Source organism: Paraburkholderia sp. MM6662-R1 (genome assembly GCF_050436245.1).
Taxonomy (GTDB): Bacteria; Pseudomonadota; Gammaproteobacteria; order Burkholderiales; family Burkholderiaceae; genus Paraburkholderia; species Paraburkholderia tuberum.
Genome location: NZ_JBNDLV010000003.1, coordinates 252753 through 268445, shown reverse-complemented (window position 1 = coordinate 268445; position 15693 = coordinate 252753). Strand labels below are relative to the sequence as shown.

The 15693-nt window shown below is 61.8% G+C and carries 14 protein-coding genes; 4 read left to right on the top strand and 10 right to left on the bottom strand.

Annotation, left to right across the window (positions count from 1 at the left end; genetic code table 11):
- Positions 1-73: 73 nt before the first annotated feature.
- A complete protein-coding gene (locus tag OKW39_RS23810; protein ID WP_429563855.1) occupies positions 74-1060 on the bottom strand; it encodes a thiamine pyrophosphate-dependent dehydrogenase E1 component subunit alpha in 987 nt (328 codons plus the stop codon).
- A gap of 82 nt (positions 1061-1142) precedes the next feature.
- Positions 1143-2198: an ATP-NAD kinase family protein gene (locus OKW39_RS23805; protein ID WP_429563854.1), complete on the bottom strand. Its 1056-nt coding sequence runs from the start codon at positions 2196-2198 to the stop codon at positions 1143-1145.
- A 438-nt stretch (positions 2199-2636) separates the two neighbouring features.
- On the opposite strand from OKW39_RS23805, the gene OKW39_RS23800 reads away from it, so the two are divergent.
- Positions 2637-4577 carry a sigma-54-dependent Fis family transcriptional regulator gene (locus OKW39_RS23800; RefSeq protein ID WP_429563853.1) on the top strand — a complete coding sequence of 647 codons (1941 nt, stop codon included), beginning with the start codon at positions 2637-2639 and terminating at the stop codon, positions 4575-4577.
- A gap of 326 nt (positions 4578-4903) precedes the next feature.
- A complete protein-coding gene (locus OKW39_RS23795) occupies positions 4904-6724 on the top strand; it encodes a hypothetical protein (protein ID WP_429563852.1) in 1821 nt (606 codons plus the stop codon).
- A 217-nt stretch (positions 6725-6941) separates the two neighbouring features.
- Here OKW39_RS23795 and OKW39_RS23790 read toward each other — a convergent pair whose 3' ends face one another.
- The 4 genes from OKW39_RS23790 to OKW39_RS23775 form a co-directional block, all read right to left on the bottom strand.
- Complete coding sequence (locus OKW39_RS23790) at positions 6942-8108, bottom strand: porin (RefSeq protein ID WP_429360503.1); 1167 nt, start codon at positions 8106-8108, stop codon at positions 6942-6944.
- A 135-nt stretch (positions 8109-8243) separates the two neighbouring features.
- A complete protein-coding gene (locus OKW39_RS23785; RefSeq protein WP_429563851.1) occupies positions 8244-8534 on the bottom strand; it encodes a hypothetical protein in 291 nt (96 codons plus the stop codon).
- 274 nt (positions 8535-8808) lie between these two features.
- Positions 8809-10233: an ammonium transporter gene (locus OKW39_RS23780; RefSeq protein ID WP_429360502.1), complete on the bottom strand. Its 1425-nt coding sequence runs from the start codon at positions 10231-10233 to the stop codon at positions 8809-8811.
- A 28-nt stretch (positions 10234-10261) separates the two neighbouring features.
- Positions 10262-10600 (bottom strand): P-II family nitrogen regulator, encoded by a 339-nt coding sequence (locus OKW39_RS23775; RefSeq protein WP_026226100.1) that lies wholly within the window; start codon positions 10598-10600, stop codon positions 10262-10264.
- Positions 10601-11098: 498 nt separating this feature from the next.
- Here OKW39_RS23775 and OKW39_RS23770 point away from each other — a divergent pair, with 498 nt between their 5' ends.
- A complete protein-coding gene (locus tag OKW39_RS23770; RefSeq protein ID WP_429563850.1) occupies positions 11099-11497 on the top strand; it encodes a VOC family protein in 399 nt (132 codons plus the stop codon).
- 198 nt (positions 11498-11695) lie between these two features.
- Here the strand turns inward: OKW39_RS23770 and OKW39_RS23765 are convergent, their stop codons facing one another.
- The 4 genes from OKW39_RS23765 to OKW39_RS23750 all read right to left on the bottom strand — a co-directional run bounded on the left by OKW39_RS23765 (position 11696) and on the right by OKW39_RS23750 (position 14726).
- Positions 11696-11956: a hypothetical protein gene (locus tag OKW39_RS23765; protein ID WP_090811598.1), complete on the bottom strand. Its 261-nt coding sequence runs from the start codon at positions 11954-11956 to the stop codon at positions 11696-11698.
- Positions 11957-12589 carry a hypothetical protein gene (locus OKW39_RS23760; protein ID WP_244144945.1) on the bottom strand — a complete coding sequence of 211 codons (633 nt, stop codon included), beginning with the start codon at positions 12587-12589 and terminating at the stop codon, positions 11957-11959.
- Between the two features lie 353 nt (positions 12590-12942).
- Entirely contained in the window at positions 12943-14070 is a 1128-nt protein-coding gene (locus tag OKW39_RS23755; RefSeq protein WP_429563849.1) for an aminotransferase class V-fold PLP-dependent enzyme, read from the bottom strand.
- 146 nt (positions 14071-14216) lie between these two features.
- Positions 14217-14726, bottom strand: coding sequence for a DUF1269 domain-containing protein (locus OKW39_RS23750; protein WP_429332459.1), 510 nt, complete (start codon positions 14724-14726; stop codon positions 14217-14219).
- A 264-nt stretch (positions 14727-14990) separates the two neighbouring features.
- Between OKW39_RS23750 and OKW39_RS23745 the strand changes: the two genes are divergently transcribed.
- Positions 14991-15653, top strand: coding sequence for a dihydrofolate reductase family protein (locus OKW39_RS23745; protein ID WP_429563848.1), 663 nt, complete (start codon positions 14991-14993; stop codon positions 15651-15653).
- Positions 15654-15693 lie beyond the last annotated feature (40 nt).

Here is a 15693-nt window from a genome sequence, read left to right as displayed (position 1 = left end):
TACTCTGGTCCCATGCAACGCACTTATTCCGATCCCATGTAAAGCTGAAGATTGAATGGTTTCGCGCCGCGGGTTACGGATAGGACACGTAGACGTCGGTCAGCAGGTCGGCGGCCGTCGGCAGAGGCGCGGCCTTCGCTTCGGTCACCGCGCCGTCGATCAACTGCTTCACCGTGGCATCGATGCCGCGCAGTTCGTCCGCGCTGAGCATTTCGGCGCGCACCACGCGCTCCTCGAAACGCTTCAGGCAGTCTTTTTCGTCGCGCAGCTTCTGCACTTCGCCGGGCGCGCGATACGTTTGCGCATCGCCCTCGAAGTGACCGAAATAGCGCGACAGCTTCACTTCGACGAGCGTCGGGCCACCGCCGCCGCGCGCCCGCTCGATCGCGGCGCCGAGCGCCTCGTGCACCGCGAAGAAATCGAAGCCGTCGACGATCACGCCTACGGGCATGCCAAAGCCGCTCGCGCGGTCGGCGATGTTGTCGGCCGCGACCGACCACGTCGACGAGGTCGCCTCCGCATAGCCGTTGTTCTCCGCGACGAAGATCGCCGGCAGGCGCCAGACGGAAGCGAGATTCATCGATTCGAAGATCACACCCTGGTTCGACGCACCGTCGCCGAAGAAGCACACGCCGACGCCGCCGGTCTTCCTGAGCTTCGCGGCGAGTGCGGCGCCGCACACGAGCGGACCGCCCGCGCCGACGATCCCGTTGGCGCCGAGCATCCCTTTCGACAGATCGGCGATATGCATCGAGCCGCCCTTGCCGCGGCACACGCCGGTGCTACGGCCGTAGATTTCGGCCATCATGCCGGGCACGTCGACGCCCTTCGCGATGCAGTGGCCATGACCACGGTGCGTGGTGGCGACATAGTCCGCGTCGTTCAGATGCATCATCGTGCCGACCGCCGACGCTTCCTCGCCGGCATACAGATGCACGAAGCCGGGTATCTCGCCGGTGGCGAATTCGACGTGCAGGCGCTCCTCGAACTCGCGGATCGTGCGCATCATCCGGTACGCTTCCAGCAGCTTTTCCTTGCTCAACTGCGTCGATACAGACATGGTGTGTCTCCAGGGAATGATCTCGATGGTCACTGCTACTTCAGCCAGCTGTGCTTCAGGCGTTCGCCTCCTCCTGAGTTGATTACCTCCGACGCGCCGCCGCTTCGCGCATCAACTGCCGCGACGCGCAATAGCGCAGCGTGCGGCCGACATCGACGGTGAGCGGTCCCGCCCAGTCGAGCGCGATCTCGTAGCGGTCGTCGCGTTCGAGCTCGATCTCGCGCTCGCCGTCGAAGGCGAGCGTCCCTTGTTCGGTATGCAGCGGCGTCCAGCAGCCCGCTTCGAAGCGCTCGCAGGTGCGCATCGTCACCCGATCGACACGGCCCGGCGCGAGCGGCGCGAAGATCGGCACGCCGGATTCGCCCGCGCGCGCGAACGTCAGATGCAGCCCGTACGGCGCGCCGCGCTCGACCGGCGCCCACGCCCCGCCGATCGACGACAGGCCGATACCATCCGGCGCCGCGAAGGTCAGAAACAGCGCTTCGATATCAGCCGGCTCGCAGACGGCGCGCGCACCGACGAAACGCTGCCGGCTCAGGCACACATCGACCAGCGCGATTTCCTCGCGCCCCTTGTTCGGGCCCGCGACGCAACGGACCACGAGACGCTTGTTGCGCGTCAGCGCGACCTCGGGCGGCACGAGCCCCGAAGCGGCGAGCGCGCCCGCGAGGCCCGCCACCGTCGCTTCGCGCAGTTCCGGAAACGCGTTGTTGGTACCCGTCGACAGCGTCAGCAGCGGCACCTCGCCGCAATGCGCGGCAACCGCGCGATGCGTGCCGTCGCCGCCGAGCACCGCGATCAGATCGACACCCAACCCGACCATCCGCGCGACACCCGCGTGGGTGTCGGCCGCGCTGTCCGTGATCGGCAGTTCGAGAAATTCGACGGTCGGCCAAGTCTGCGGCTCGGCCACGGCCGCGTGCGTTTCAAGCGCACGCAGTACTAGTGCAGCGACACCGGTCCGGTCGCGCAAGGTCAGCACGCGAGCGACGCCGAGCATGCCGAGGCCCGCGAGCAGGCGCACGACCATGTTCGCCTTCTCGGCGGTCGGAAACACCGAAGCGTGCGTGGTGAGGCGTCGAATATCACGGCCCGATGCCGGGTTCGCGATCACGCCGACGGTGATGGGTGATGACACTGGCTTGTCTCCTGTGCGCGAGTAGCGAAGCGACTTGCTGTGATGAAGCGCGCTTGCTTTCGCGTTTGCTTGTCTGCCAGCGATACTGCAAAGGTCGGGCCAGTTGCTTGCGCGTCGTGCGTACGCGCCGAAAGCGCCGTATTCACAGGGTGGACGCGGAGGTCGGACGGTCGCGGCCGCTTTCATCGGACCTGCGCCGCGCAGTTCACTGTGTCTCACGGGCCCGTCCCGCGACGTGGTGCGCGGCTCACAGCACGTCGCGACGCTTGCGCGGTACCGCGCCAGACAAGGGTTTGCTCGATGCGACCAGCGTCTCACTCGTCTCTGAGACGTTCGTCTCACGCCCCTGACGTGCTGCGCCGCAATGTGATCGCTCAGTGTGGATGTGCTACAAGACAGGGACGCGCCCTACTCGGTGCCGCTCGCCTGGAGCCGGCCATGCCCTATGTTTCTCAAACGCAGCACGTCGATCGCGTACGCGGGGCCATCGAAGGACGCTTGCCGGCCCCTGCCAATTCGTCGCGCCTCGTGTCGTCGTGGCAGCGTTCGTACGAGCAGTACCGGCTCGACCCCAGTTCGGTGATCGGCCCGCGCGTGCTGACGTCCGCCGAACTGCGCGAAGTCCAGGGCAAGGAGGAAGCCTTTCTGCGCGCCTCGGGCCAGTGCCTGACGCGGCTGCACGAAATGATTCGTGTCGCCGACTATTGCGTGATGCTGTCCGACGCGCACGGCGTCACGATCGACTATCGGATCGACCGCGACCGGCGCAACGATTTCAAGCATGCGGGGCTGTATATCGGCTCGTGCTGGTCCGAGCGCGAAGAAGGCACCTGCGGCATCGCGAACGTACTCACCGATCTCGCGCCGATCACCGTGCACAAGACCGATCACTTCCGGGCCGCGTTCACGACGCTCACGTGCAGCGCTTCGCCGATCTTCGCGCCGACCGGCGAATTGATCGGCGTGCTCGATGCATCGGCGATTCGATCGCCCGACAACCGCGACAGCCAAGGGCTGGTTTTTCAGCTGGTGGGGCAAAGCGCGAGTTTGATCGAGGATGGCTACTTTCTGAATCAGACCGCGCAGCACTGGATCCTGTTCGGCCATCAAAGCCGCCATTTCGTCGAAGCGCAGCCTGAAGCACTGATCGCATTCGACGAATGCGGCAACATCGCCGCCGCGAACCGCAAGGCGCACGAGAGCATCGCGGGGCTCGACGGGCCGCGTCACATCGACGAGATATTCGACACGTCCGAGGTCCGTCTGCACGACGTCGCGCGCACCGACATGATCGTGGCGCTGCGGCTGCGCGCGACCGGCGCGATGCTGTATGCCCGCATTCGCGCGCCGATGAGACGCGCGGCTCGCCCGCTCCTCGCGACACGGCCGGCCGATCCGCATGCGGACGGCAGCATCGGCGCGATGAGCCGCTTTTTGCACAGCTCGGACGAACGGATCGCGCGCAACGCGCAAGTCGCATTGCGGATCGCCGGCAAGCGGCTCCCGGTTCTGCTGCTCGGCGAAACCGGTGTCGGCAAGGAGGTGTTCGCGCGCGCGGTGCACGACTCGGGTTCGCGGCGCACGCGGCCGTTCGTCGCCGTGAATTGCGGCGCGATTCCGGAGCCGCTGATCGAGAGCGAGCTGTTCGGTTATGCGCCTGGCGCGTTCACCGGCGCGCGCAGTCGCGGCGCGCGCGGCAAGATCGCCCTCGCGCATGGCGGCACGCTGTTTCTCGACGAAATCGGCGACATGCCGCTCGGCCTGCAAACACGCCTGCTGCGTGTACTCGCCGAGGGCGAAGTGGTGCCGCTTGGCGGCGATACGCCGGTGCGCGTCGATATCGACGTGATCTGCGCGACGCACCGCGATCCGATGCAGATGGTCGAAGCTGGATCGTTCCGCGAAGATCTCTACTATCGCCTGAGCGGCGCAACGCTGCGGATACCGCCGCTGCGCGAGCGCACCGATATCCGCGATGTGATCGATACGGTGTTCAACGAGGAAGCCCAGGCGGCCACGCATGTGCTGATGCTCGATCCGCAATTCGCCGGGCGTCTTGCCGCTTTTTCGTGGCCCGGCAACATCCGGCAACTGCGCAACGTGCTGCGCTATGCGTGCGCGGTCTGCGATTCGGCTCGCGTCGAGTTGCGGCACGTGTCGCCGGACTTCGCGGCGCAACTCGCGCCCGCCGTCACGCCGGCGCTCGCGGCGAACTCAACGTCGCCGGCCAGCGCCGACGACGAGCGGGCACGGATCGTCGCGGCACTCACGCGTTGCCAGTGGCGGCCTAACGCGGCCGCGCTGGCATTAGGCATATCGCGCGCGACGCTGTACCGGCGCATCGCGCGGCTGGGCATCGTCGGGCCGCATCGCACATAAGCGGCATCGCGATCGCCCGTCTGAGTCTGCCACTGTGCAGACAGCGTCCGATTCCCACGCCCTCACCCGCAGAGTGAAATCTTTTCGCAGTTCGTCCATCGCGAGCGAAAAGATTTTATTTCGGCACAACCCTGCTCCCATGCGCAGTTTGTGCCGACAGACAGGCATGACTTGCCGGACTCAGTGATCGGTCGCAACGAGAGACCACCCACGACCGCGCATCGAATGTCCTGAACGGCTCACGCGACGCACTCGCGACCCGAAGGACTCCCCAACTTCTCTCCGGATTCCTTGCGGGCCGCCTCGCGGCAGCTCGCGCTATTGTCATGATTGCGCGACGTCAATTTCTTGGTTGTCTCACTGCGCTCGGCGGAAGCGTCGTATTGAGCGCGTGCGGCGGTGGCGGTGGTGGTGGTGGTGGTGGTGGTGGTGGTGGTGGTGGTGATAGCGGTACTGCGGATGCCGGCGGCTCTTCCACGGGCAATTCCACGGACCCGTCGAGCACGACGGCGGCACCCTCTACGGGCACGGCAACCTCCGGTATCGCGACCTCGACGGGCACGACCAGTTCCGGCATTACGACTTCGACTGGCGGCACGACGACGGTGGCGAACGGCTCGTCGCCGACCGCCTCGACTGGAACAGCGTCCACCGGTACGTCCGGCTCGACCTCGGGCGACAGTTCTGGCGCTCCATCGGACCCGAACTCGGGGTCACCCGGCAACGCTTCGAACGCTTCGCCACAGAACACGACCATCCCCCCGGCGACGGTGATTATCGACAGTCAGAACGCGTCGTGGACCCTGGTCGGCGGATCTGTCTACAGGAACGGTGTCGCGGCGGGCAACACCTACAACGTCTCGTTGATACTCTGGTACGGGGGTACGATCTATCACGAGGGAACCGGCGGCCAATTTTACGGATGGAATGGTTCGGGATGGCAGTCGTGCAATGACCCACGTTTGGGCGGCACCTCCGCCGACGGCACCATGATCCCGCCCGCGTCGTATCTGATCGACAAGGTCGGCACGATATGGACCGTCGTGAACGGTGTCGTGTACCGCAATCGGAGTGCCGTCGGCACGATGTCGAATGCTGCGCTTCTGCTGTGGTACGGCGGCAAGTTCTGGGCACAATCGACTGGCGGTCAGTTCTACGTGTGCGCCGATGCGGATGAATGGTTGCCGTGCAACGATCCGCGCATCGCGACCGCGGCGCCGGCCGGCTCGTTTCACGGTATCAACGGGCATTACGATTATTTGTATTCCACATCGCAACTCGTGTCGATCATGCAAGCCCTGGGCTGCTCGACGTACCGGCTCAGCTGTACCGACTACGCACCGCAACTCGCCGCGGTCGTGGCGTTGGCACAAGCATTCCAGCCAGCGGGCTTGACCCTTTTCGTGCTGATCGATGCCGGCATCTACGACGGTAACGGCAACCTGTTCACGAGCGAATCGACCGCCTACACACGCGGCTTCAATTGCGCGGTAACTGTCGCGACGGCGTTGCAACCCTACGGCGTGACCCTGTATGAATGCGGCAACGAACTGACGCGCGCGAACGGAATCATTCTCGACTCCACCAACGCAGGAACGAGCGTCGTCGACTTCAACAATGCGAACTGGCCGCTGATGCGCGGCGTGATGCGCGGCATGATCGACGGGGTCAAGTCGGTGCAGGCGGATGCTAAATGCGGCGTCAACTTTTGCGTCGCGGACACCGGCGCATCCGACGCTCTGTGGGATGGCAAGCAGCCCGATGGCACGAGCGGCCATCCGACCGTCAGGTGGGACTTGACTACGTGGCACAACTACGAGGTGTACGGCGACATCTTCGATATCGGCTCCGACGGGTCCGGCCCGGGCTTCGATTTGCCCACCTATTGCAAGGCCCGATATGGCGTCCCCTTCGTGATCTCGGAATGGAACACAGGACCGGAGAAGACCGAGGCGTACCGGGCCAACTACATCACGTCGCGCCTGCTCACTTACTATCAGGCGAGAAAGACGAAGAACATTCAATCGGCCATGTATTACGAGCTCGATAGCGGGGACGCAACTTACGGTCTGGTGATCAACGGCACGGCGCTTGCGCTTCCGTACAATGCGTTCGCCAGTTTTGTCGCGAGCCATCCCGATAGCTGAGCGTCCGCACTCGCTGAGTCCGCGCGCTGCCTACGGTCGATCCGACCTGCGTGAGACGTTGACGGATAACCCGTCCCGGCCGAGACCGCGATAGGTCTCCTAGCCCGGGGCGACGAGTTGCGAGTCAGGCGACCTCTGTTGCAACGCGGCTGTGTCCGTGCATCAAGTTATGCCCACAGCCGCATCGCTACAGCGCACGATTCGTGCAATCAGAAGATCAGAACTGGTGTCGCAGTCCCACGGTGACCGCGACCTGCGTGCCCGTCGACGATGGCGAGAGGGTATTGATCATCGCATCTGCGAGCACGGAATCCGCCGGCGCGCCATGAACATGCTGATAGACGCCTTCCAGGTACACGTCGGTACGCTTGCTCAACGAATAGTCGGTCTGCAGCATGACCGAATTCCATTTTGGAGAGGCCTTCGTGGCCCCCTGGTTGTAAGCACCGTCAGTGAACGTATAGGCACCGGATACGCTCCACGCAGACGTCACCGAGTAGTGTGCGTTCACCTCGTAATTGTCCAATCGCAGATTACCGCCAAGCGGTAGATAGCTGCCGAGGCCCAGCGAGATGACGCCCGCCATGTTGTCGATCTGAGTATGGCTCCACACGAATCCGACAGTTGCGGGGCCGAACGTGTAATTGCCGCCGGCGCCCCAGATACGCTGGCGCTCCGCGATGAAGTTCGCGCTGCCGTCGGCCTGCGCGATTGCCCCATTCGGATTCGTGCCCGATACGCCACCGCCTGCGTTATTGAACTGCAGGTACCCGCCAGCAAGATTCACTGGGCCCTGCGCATAACCTACGCTAAAGCCGTACGCGCGATTGTCAGCGAATCCTCCCGCCTTGTTGCTGAACGAATACATGCCTTCGAACGTCACGCCGGCATAGGTCGGGCTCACATACTTGACCGAGTTGTTGACGACCACCGAATCAGCCGCCAGGTTGTCGTTCTCGAACGGGTGTGCGGCGAGGTTGCCACCCCACGTGTTGCTCCCCGCGGTGATCGGTCCGAGCTGGTCGTTCAGCACATCGAACTGGCGGCCCAACGTCACGGTGCCGAGATTGTCGCTTTGCAACCCGACCCAGGCCTGAGAACCGAAGGCGTCACCCGGAAAGGCCTGGCTACCGTTGTTTAGATTGAAGCCCTGCTCGAGTTTGAAGATCGTACGAACACCACCTCCCAGATCTTCAGTACCCTTGAGGCCGAACACCGTATTCTGCGTGGAGCTGGTCGCCATTTGCCAATTGCTATGACCGGCCTGGTTGTTGGTATAGATGAGTCCCGTGTCGATAAGACCGTACAGGGTCACGCTGTTTTGCGCATACGCGGAAACCGAAAATGCGCCGAGGACCCCAATTGCCAGCAAGGTTTTTTTCATGTCTTATGCCCCATTTGCGACTACAGAAAAATAGAACAGCTTTTTCTTAATTGGAGTTCCATCCCGGGACATTCCACCTGGGATGGTCAGCTCGCGCCGAGCTGCTTCTAAATCGAAATGCGCTTTCCAATCGCATCAAACAAGCAGAATGGCCACTAGCTGACCGGCGGTCGCAATCACGATCGCCAGATCAACCGGATTGGCCAGAAGAAATCCGAGAAAATCTGAATCGACGGCGCGCGTGCGCCACATCCCGACAAAGCCGACCGACAGAATCAGCCCGAATAAAAAGTCGAATCCGAATCCTGCGGCGAGCCATCTGTTATGCCTGACGACATGTTCGGCGAATGCGAACATTGCCAAAAAGGCGATTTGCGATATGAGAACAACCAGTACGACGACATGCTGCTGATTATTCTTTTTCATCGGCTGGCGGAAATCCGGTTGCTCGAACCCGGCACGACCTCCTCGCTCGTCTGGCCGAACTTCGGCAGTACGGGCGCGTACCTGGCAGACACCCGCATGCTCTCAAGTACGAAGGGTGCTCCGACTTCTGTCGCGGCCTGGCCGCTGTAAGCGCCAGGCCCCAACCCAAGGCACGCAGGCGCCCTGCCCCGCATGGGCAGCGATGCCGGCAGGTACGCGGCACCCCAAAGGAGGGGCGGTGACCGTCGTACCCGCTCCATCCGCGGCGCAACCGTTATTCGACCGCCTCGCCATGCAGCACCAGGTCCAGTCCTTCGCGCTCTTCTTCCTCGGCGACACGCAACCCCATCACTGCGTCGATTGCCTTGAGCAGAACAAACGAGACCACCCCGCTGTAGATCAGCGTCGTCGCGACACCCTTCAGTTGCAGCATCACGTCACCGTCCGCGCCGCCGATATCCTTGACCGCGAACACGCCGGTCAGCAGCGCACCGACGATCCCGCCCACGCAGTGCACGCCGAACGCGTCGAGCGAATCGTCGTAACCGAGCTTGTGCTTGAGCCACGTGGCCGACCAGAAGCAGACCACACCCGCGACGATACCGATCACGAGCGCCCCGAGCGTGCCGACGAAGCCCGACGCCGGCGTAATCGCCACCAGACCCGCGACCGCGCCTGACACGATACCGAGCACCGACGGCTTGCCCTTGGCTGCCCATTCGGCGAACATCCACGCGAGCGCCGCCGCGGCGGTCGCCACCTGCGTCGCGAACATCGCGAAGCCGGCACGGCCATCCGCTGCCACGGCCGAACCCGCGTTGAAGCCGAACCAGCCGACCCACAGCATCGCGCCACCGATCAGCGTGAGCGTCAGGTTGTGCGGCGCCATCGCTTCCTTGCCATAGCCGACGCGCTTGCCGAGCACCAGACAGCAGACCAGACCCGCGATACCGGCGTTGATGTGCACCACCGTGCCGCCCGCGAAGTCGAGGATGCCCGCGCTAGCCAGCCAGCCGCTCGGCTCCCACACCATGTGCGCGATCGGCGAGTAGACGATGATCGACCACAGCGTCATGAACACCAGCATCGCCGAGAACTTCATGCGATCCGCGAACGCACCGGTGATCAGCGCCGGCGTGATGATCGCGAAGGTCATCTGGTAGACGAAGTAGACCGTCTCGGGGATCGTCGGCGCGAGATGGCTGACGGTCAGCGTCGTGGCCTTGTCGCCCTTGATGTAGTTCATGCCCGTCATGAACACGCGCGAGAAGCCGCCGATGAACGAGCTGCCAGGCGTGAACGCGAGGCTGTAGCCCACCACGGTCCAGACGATCGTCACGACACAGGTGATCGCGAAGCTTTGCATCAGCGTCGCGAGCACGTTCTTCTTGCGGACCATGCCGCCGTAGAACAGCGCGAGACCCGGGATCGTCATGAACAGCACCAGCGCGGTGGAGGTCAGCATCCACGCGGTGTCGCCGGAGTTGATCTTCGATGAATCGACCGAGAACGGTGCGGTTGGGGCGGCCGGTGCCGATGCAGCGGCATCCGCCGCGGCCGGTGCCGCTGGAGCCGCGGACGCTTGCGCGACCGGTACGGAGGCGGCCGCGGGCGCCGAGGCGTCTTGCGCGAATGCGGAGCCCAGCCCGCCGGCGAGCAATGAGCCGGCCATCAACAACGTCATCAACAGTTTGCGCATTTTTCTTTCCTCTTATCCCAGTGTTTTTTTATAGGGCGTCGGCGCCGGTCTCGCCCGTGCGGATCCGGATCACCTGTTCGATCGGCGTCACGAAGATCTTCCCGTCACCAATCTTTCCGGTACGCGCCGCACGCTCGATCGCCTCGATAGCCTGATCGACGATGTCGTCCGGGACGGCGACCTCGATCTTCACTTTCGGCAGGAAATCGACGACGTACTCCGCGCCCCGATACAGTTCGGTGTGCCCTTTCTGACGCCCAAAACCCTTGACCTCCGTAACCGTGATTCCAGAGACGCCAAGCGATGACAAGGCTTCTCGAGCCTCATCAAGCTTGAATGGCTTGATGACCGCACTGATTAGTTTCAATTTGCCTCTCCGTTGACCGTCGATCCCGATGTTGGCCGCGAATGACCGTGGCTCAGCGCGGAGACGTTCAAAGCAACTGTCATGCCATTTGCACGGCAGGTACTGGAGCGGGGAGTTATCGGAGGAGCCGAACTTCGGGTCCTTCAGCGGTCAGATGGATGTTGTGAGGAAGGGAGCGGGATTGGGCGGCAGCACTGTCAGAAGGCTTCTTGGCGGAATGCGGTGTACAGATGGCGTGTACCCAGGCACCATGTGCGAGCGCGTTTTCCCGTCGTCCGCCCAATCGGGGGCATGCGTGCACGGTTCTGCCGCTTGTCATTACATATTCATTAATCGAAGCTTCCAGTTTTCCACTCGCACGCCCGACGCTCGCGAGCGTTCAAGAGGTCGAGCGCAACTCCGCCGTGATAACGTGCAAGGACATCGCAACTCGAACAGGAACAGGAACAGGAACAGGAACAGGAACAGGAACAGGAACAGGAACAGGAACAGATCAGGATGATTTCGCATGTTTTCGTTGGGGTTAGTGACTTTGACCGTGCGTTGAAGTTCTATTCGGCCGTCATGAGCGAGTTGGGACATCGACTGAAGTTTTGCGAGCCAGATAAACCGTGGGCTGGTTGGATGGCTGAGGGTATGCCGCGCCCGCTCTTCCTTATCGGCAGGCCATATGATGGCAACTCCGCAGAACACGGAAACGGTCAAATGGTGGCATTGCTTGCGCCTGATCGTCGTTCAGTCGACAACGCATACGCTAGCGCGCTGGCAAACTCAGGTTCTTGCGAAGGTCCTCCCGGCTTGCGAGCACGCTATCACCCGGACTATTACGGGGGGTACTTCCGCGACCCGGAGGGAAACAGGATTTGCGATTGTTGTCACGATCCCATGACTCCGTAGCATTCGCAAAGCCCCGAACACGCTATACACCGGCCTATTTTCGAAGCGGTACCCGTTTCGACTTGAAAATTGCCGTCGAGGCGGCGCGAGCGGTCGACGGGATCGGGTCGGCTACTGTTCAGTGAACCTAACATTCGGTTGACTTCCTGATGCATTCGTCACCCCCGATGATCCCGTCGAGGGCTTCCATTCAGCAAGTCAGTCGTTAGCCGAGGTAATCTTGATGAACGGCCTGAGTTCAGGATTTGAGAGAGCGAGAAGATTGAGCGTCGCCGCGCCGAACCGACGCGCGAACTCATCGTCCAGCGTATTGTTGTAGTCGGCCACCGGCAGTTCTAAAGGAAACTGTCGCGTGGTAACCGCCAGCACCTTTTCAACGTCAAGCGTATAGGAGACCAGTGCCTGCTTTTCCTCCGACCACATGACCACGACACATCGCTTTTGGGGGTGAGTTGCCATTCAATATCCTCTGCATCGTTGATAGTTCTGAAATGCTCTCTGCGAGCACACATCCATGAATCTCTGCCCACCCATTGCCATCCGATAGGCAGTGCATTCGTCCATGTCTCGTTCGTACTGCGCGTGGCATTCTGCGTCGTGCGCTTCGCTCACTCCGCGCGCCGCGATGCTCTGCACATCGTCGCTTATCGCGTCCGGTGTGTACTTGAACGGCTGCGCATTGTCGAAGTTCTGCGGCACGCGTGGGGTGTCGCGGTAGAGCGACCTTAGCATGTCCGCGTTGGCCGGTTTCTGCGCGCGCACGGCGGCTGAGCGGGAAGCCTTTTCCCGCTGCTGCCGTATCGCCTGCACGCACTTGCGCATCTCGTCCCGTTCGGGAACAAAGAGCAGGTTGCCGTTCTTCACTTCTTTGTATAGGGCCTTGGCGATCTCATGGTCGTCCATCCTGTGCATATGAAAGCGGTTTTCACTCCGGCCGAGCATATCGCGTAACTCGTATGACTGATGCGACGCCAGCACGGACGGGCTATGTTGTAGCCACGCTGCGCGCGCTTCTTCCATGGCCTGCACAGTGTCGTCGTGTGCTTCGCGAGGTACGCTCGCCGGCAATGCAAAGTGGAACCACCGGTCCACGTCAAACAGCCAGGGAGACTCGATGTGAAGGTAGAACGATCTGCTAAGGCTGATCGAAAAGAAATGTCCGTGCCGCCTTTCGTGGGCGCCGCGATGAGAGCCTAGGGAAACTGAATGCATAGTGCCTCACAGGCAATAAAGGAGGCCCGATTGTGCAACAAGGCACCATCTCAAAAAACCCCGAATTAAAGCGTGTTAGAAACTCCGATTGAGAGCTGGTATCCTGGCGGGATGAAAAGAGCAGACTGAAAAGGTTATCCGACTGATGCGTCGGATGAGAAATGAAGTTTCGCGGCGCCGTGCGGCGGCCGGTCGCGAGAGCGAGCCACGCGCACGTGCTTTGGAAAAACGCTCTAAAGAATACTGTCCAACGCCTTGGCGAGCCTGACGACCACACCTTCGACGTCATGCAGTTTGTCCAGGCCAAACAATCCGACGCGGAAGGTTTTGAAGTCTTCTGGCTCGTCGCATTGAAGGGGAACACCGGCCGCGATCTGCAAGCCGGCATCGGCGAATTTCTTGCCAGATCGTATGCCGTCATCGTCCGTATAGCAAACCACGACGCCAGGAGCCTGAAAACCTTCAGCCGCCACGCTTTTGAAACCTTTGTCACTCATGAGCGAGCGAATGCGCTTGCCGAGTTCAAGCTGCTCAGCTCTGACTTTCTCGAAGCCATATGCCTCGGTTTCCTTCATGACGTCGCGCAGCGTCGCGAGACTGTCCGTGGGCATCGTGGCGTGATACGCGAACCCGCCGTTCTCGTAGGCTTCCATGATCTGCAGCCATTTCCCAAGATCACAAGCGAAACTGGTGCTGGTCGTTGCGTCGATTCTTTCGCGGGCGAGAGGGCTGAGCATGACCATTGCGCAGCAGGGTGACGCGCTCCATCCTTTTTGCGGTGCGCTGATCAGGACATCGATGCCGCTGTCCTGCATGTCCACCCAGATCGTACCGGAGGCGATGCAATCCAGTACAAACATGCCGCCGACGGCATGCACCGCGTCGGACACCGCGCGCAAGTAGGCATCAGGCAGCATCATCCCGGATGCGGTTTCGACATGCGGCGCAAAGACCAGATCCGGCTTGTTTTCCTTGATCGCAGCGACGACTTCTTCGATCGGAGCCGGTGCATATGCGGCCTGCCTACCTCGTTCGACCGGACGCGCCTTCAACACCACCGATTCAGACGGAATGTCGCCCATGTCGAAAATCTGCGACCAGCGGAAACTGAACCAGCCATTGCGGATGACCAGACACTTCCTGTTCGTCGCGAACTGCCGGGCGACGGCTTCCATGCCGAAAGTCCCGCTGCCCGGGACGATAACGGCCGACTTCGCGTTGTAGACTTTTTTCAGGGCGCCGGAAATATCGCGTACGACTCCTTGAAAGAGCTGCGACATGTGATTGATCGATCGGTCGGTGTAGACGACCGAATATTCGAGGAGTCCATCGCGGTCGACATCGGGAAGTAAACCTGGCACCTTCGCCTCCGGTAATTGACGAGTAAAAGAATCGAAGACAGATTCTAACGAAAGCCGCCTGCAACGGTATCGGCCGAGACGTCCCCGCCCTTCTTCGATCGCAGTCGCGCCAAAGGTGGCGCCGCTCGCCTCGTCCCGACTGCTTCTCAGGGGAAGATCGGTGTCGTGGGCTCCGCGCCCTCGATATCGGCCTTCGGAAAATGCTGCGCGACCATCTGCTCGATCTCCTGTTCGCGCGATCCAGGCACGTCGGCCATGATCAGGAGCTGGCCGTCACGGATGGCGTCCCGAAAGCGCTCGAGTCGTGCATTCGGTTCGGCGACGCCGATCATCGCGGCCGTCCAGGCCCCGAAGCTGGCACCCGCCAACGTCAACGCGATGACGGCTCCGCCCGCAATAGCGAGCTCCGCGGGAGGAAACGCCAGCGCCACGAGGCCGACAAGCGCGCCGGTCGCACCGCCGAGCGCCACGCCTCGTTCGAGCGAGTGCACGACGTCGCTGCTCTGCAGCAAAGTTGCCTCGGGTAACTGTTCGAGTGCGACGCTGTGATTCGCGAGAACATGGAGATGTCGCCATGTGATCCGCGTCCGCAGCAAGTCGTCTACGATCGCCTTCGCCGTCGACGTGTCAGATGCGAGGAAATAAAGACGTCTCATCTCGACCCTCCATCACTCAAGCCGTCCTCAAACGGGACTATGCCGTTCATCGTACGCCTGCGGCAGGCAAAAGTTGACTCCGGGCAGGTGCGTGCCGTGTTTGGATGGATTGTCGCTGCTGTATGCCAGCTTACAAATTCGGAAAACTTCTCCTGGAGACATAGGATTGAGCAAAAATCTGCTGCCAGACTATTTCGCGTAGTTCCGGCAAACCATGCAGGTTTGCGGTCCACATTACGTTAGGCGTCTAAACGGAGGCAAACGATGACACGCGTTCGCGTTGCGGGCTTCACCATTTCGCTCGACGGATACGGCGCAGGCCCGAATCAAGACATCAACAATCCGCTCGGCGTTGGCGGGACGGAACTGCATCAGTGGCTAGTCCCAACACACACGTTCCAGCAAGCCTTGTTCGGCAAGGACGGCGGTACGACCGGGGTTGACGATGATTTCGCCGCCCGCGGCTTTCAGAATGTCGGGGCCTGGATTCTTGGGCGCAACATGTTCGGACCCATTCGTGGGGACTGGCCGGACACGAACTGGAAAGGCTGGTGGGGAGACAATCCACCGTATCACGTTCCAGTCTTCATCTTGACCCATCACGCTCGTCTCCCCATCGAGATGGCAGGCGGCACGACGTTCCACTTCATAACAGGAGGCATCCGCGAGGCGCTCGACCGTGCACGCGAGGCCGCTGCCGGAATGGACGTGCGGATCGGCGGTGGGCCGGACACAATTCAGCAGTATCTTCGCGAGGGCCTCATCGATGATCTGCACATTGCCGTCGCGCCGGTCCTGCTCGGCCGGGGAGAATCGCTGTTCGAAGGGGTCGACTTGCGGGCTCTGGGATACGAATGCGTTGAATTCGTAGCGTCGGAGAAGGCCACGCATGTCGTCCTAAGACGCCAAGGGCACACGGACGCCTAAGCACTCGCTGAAGGCCTCTTGTACCGCATACTTCAGTGAA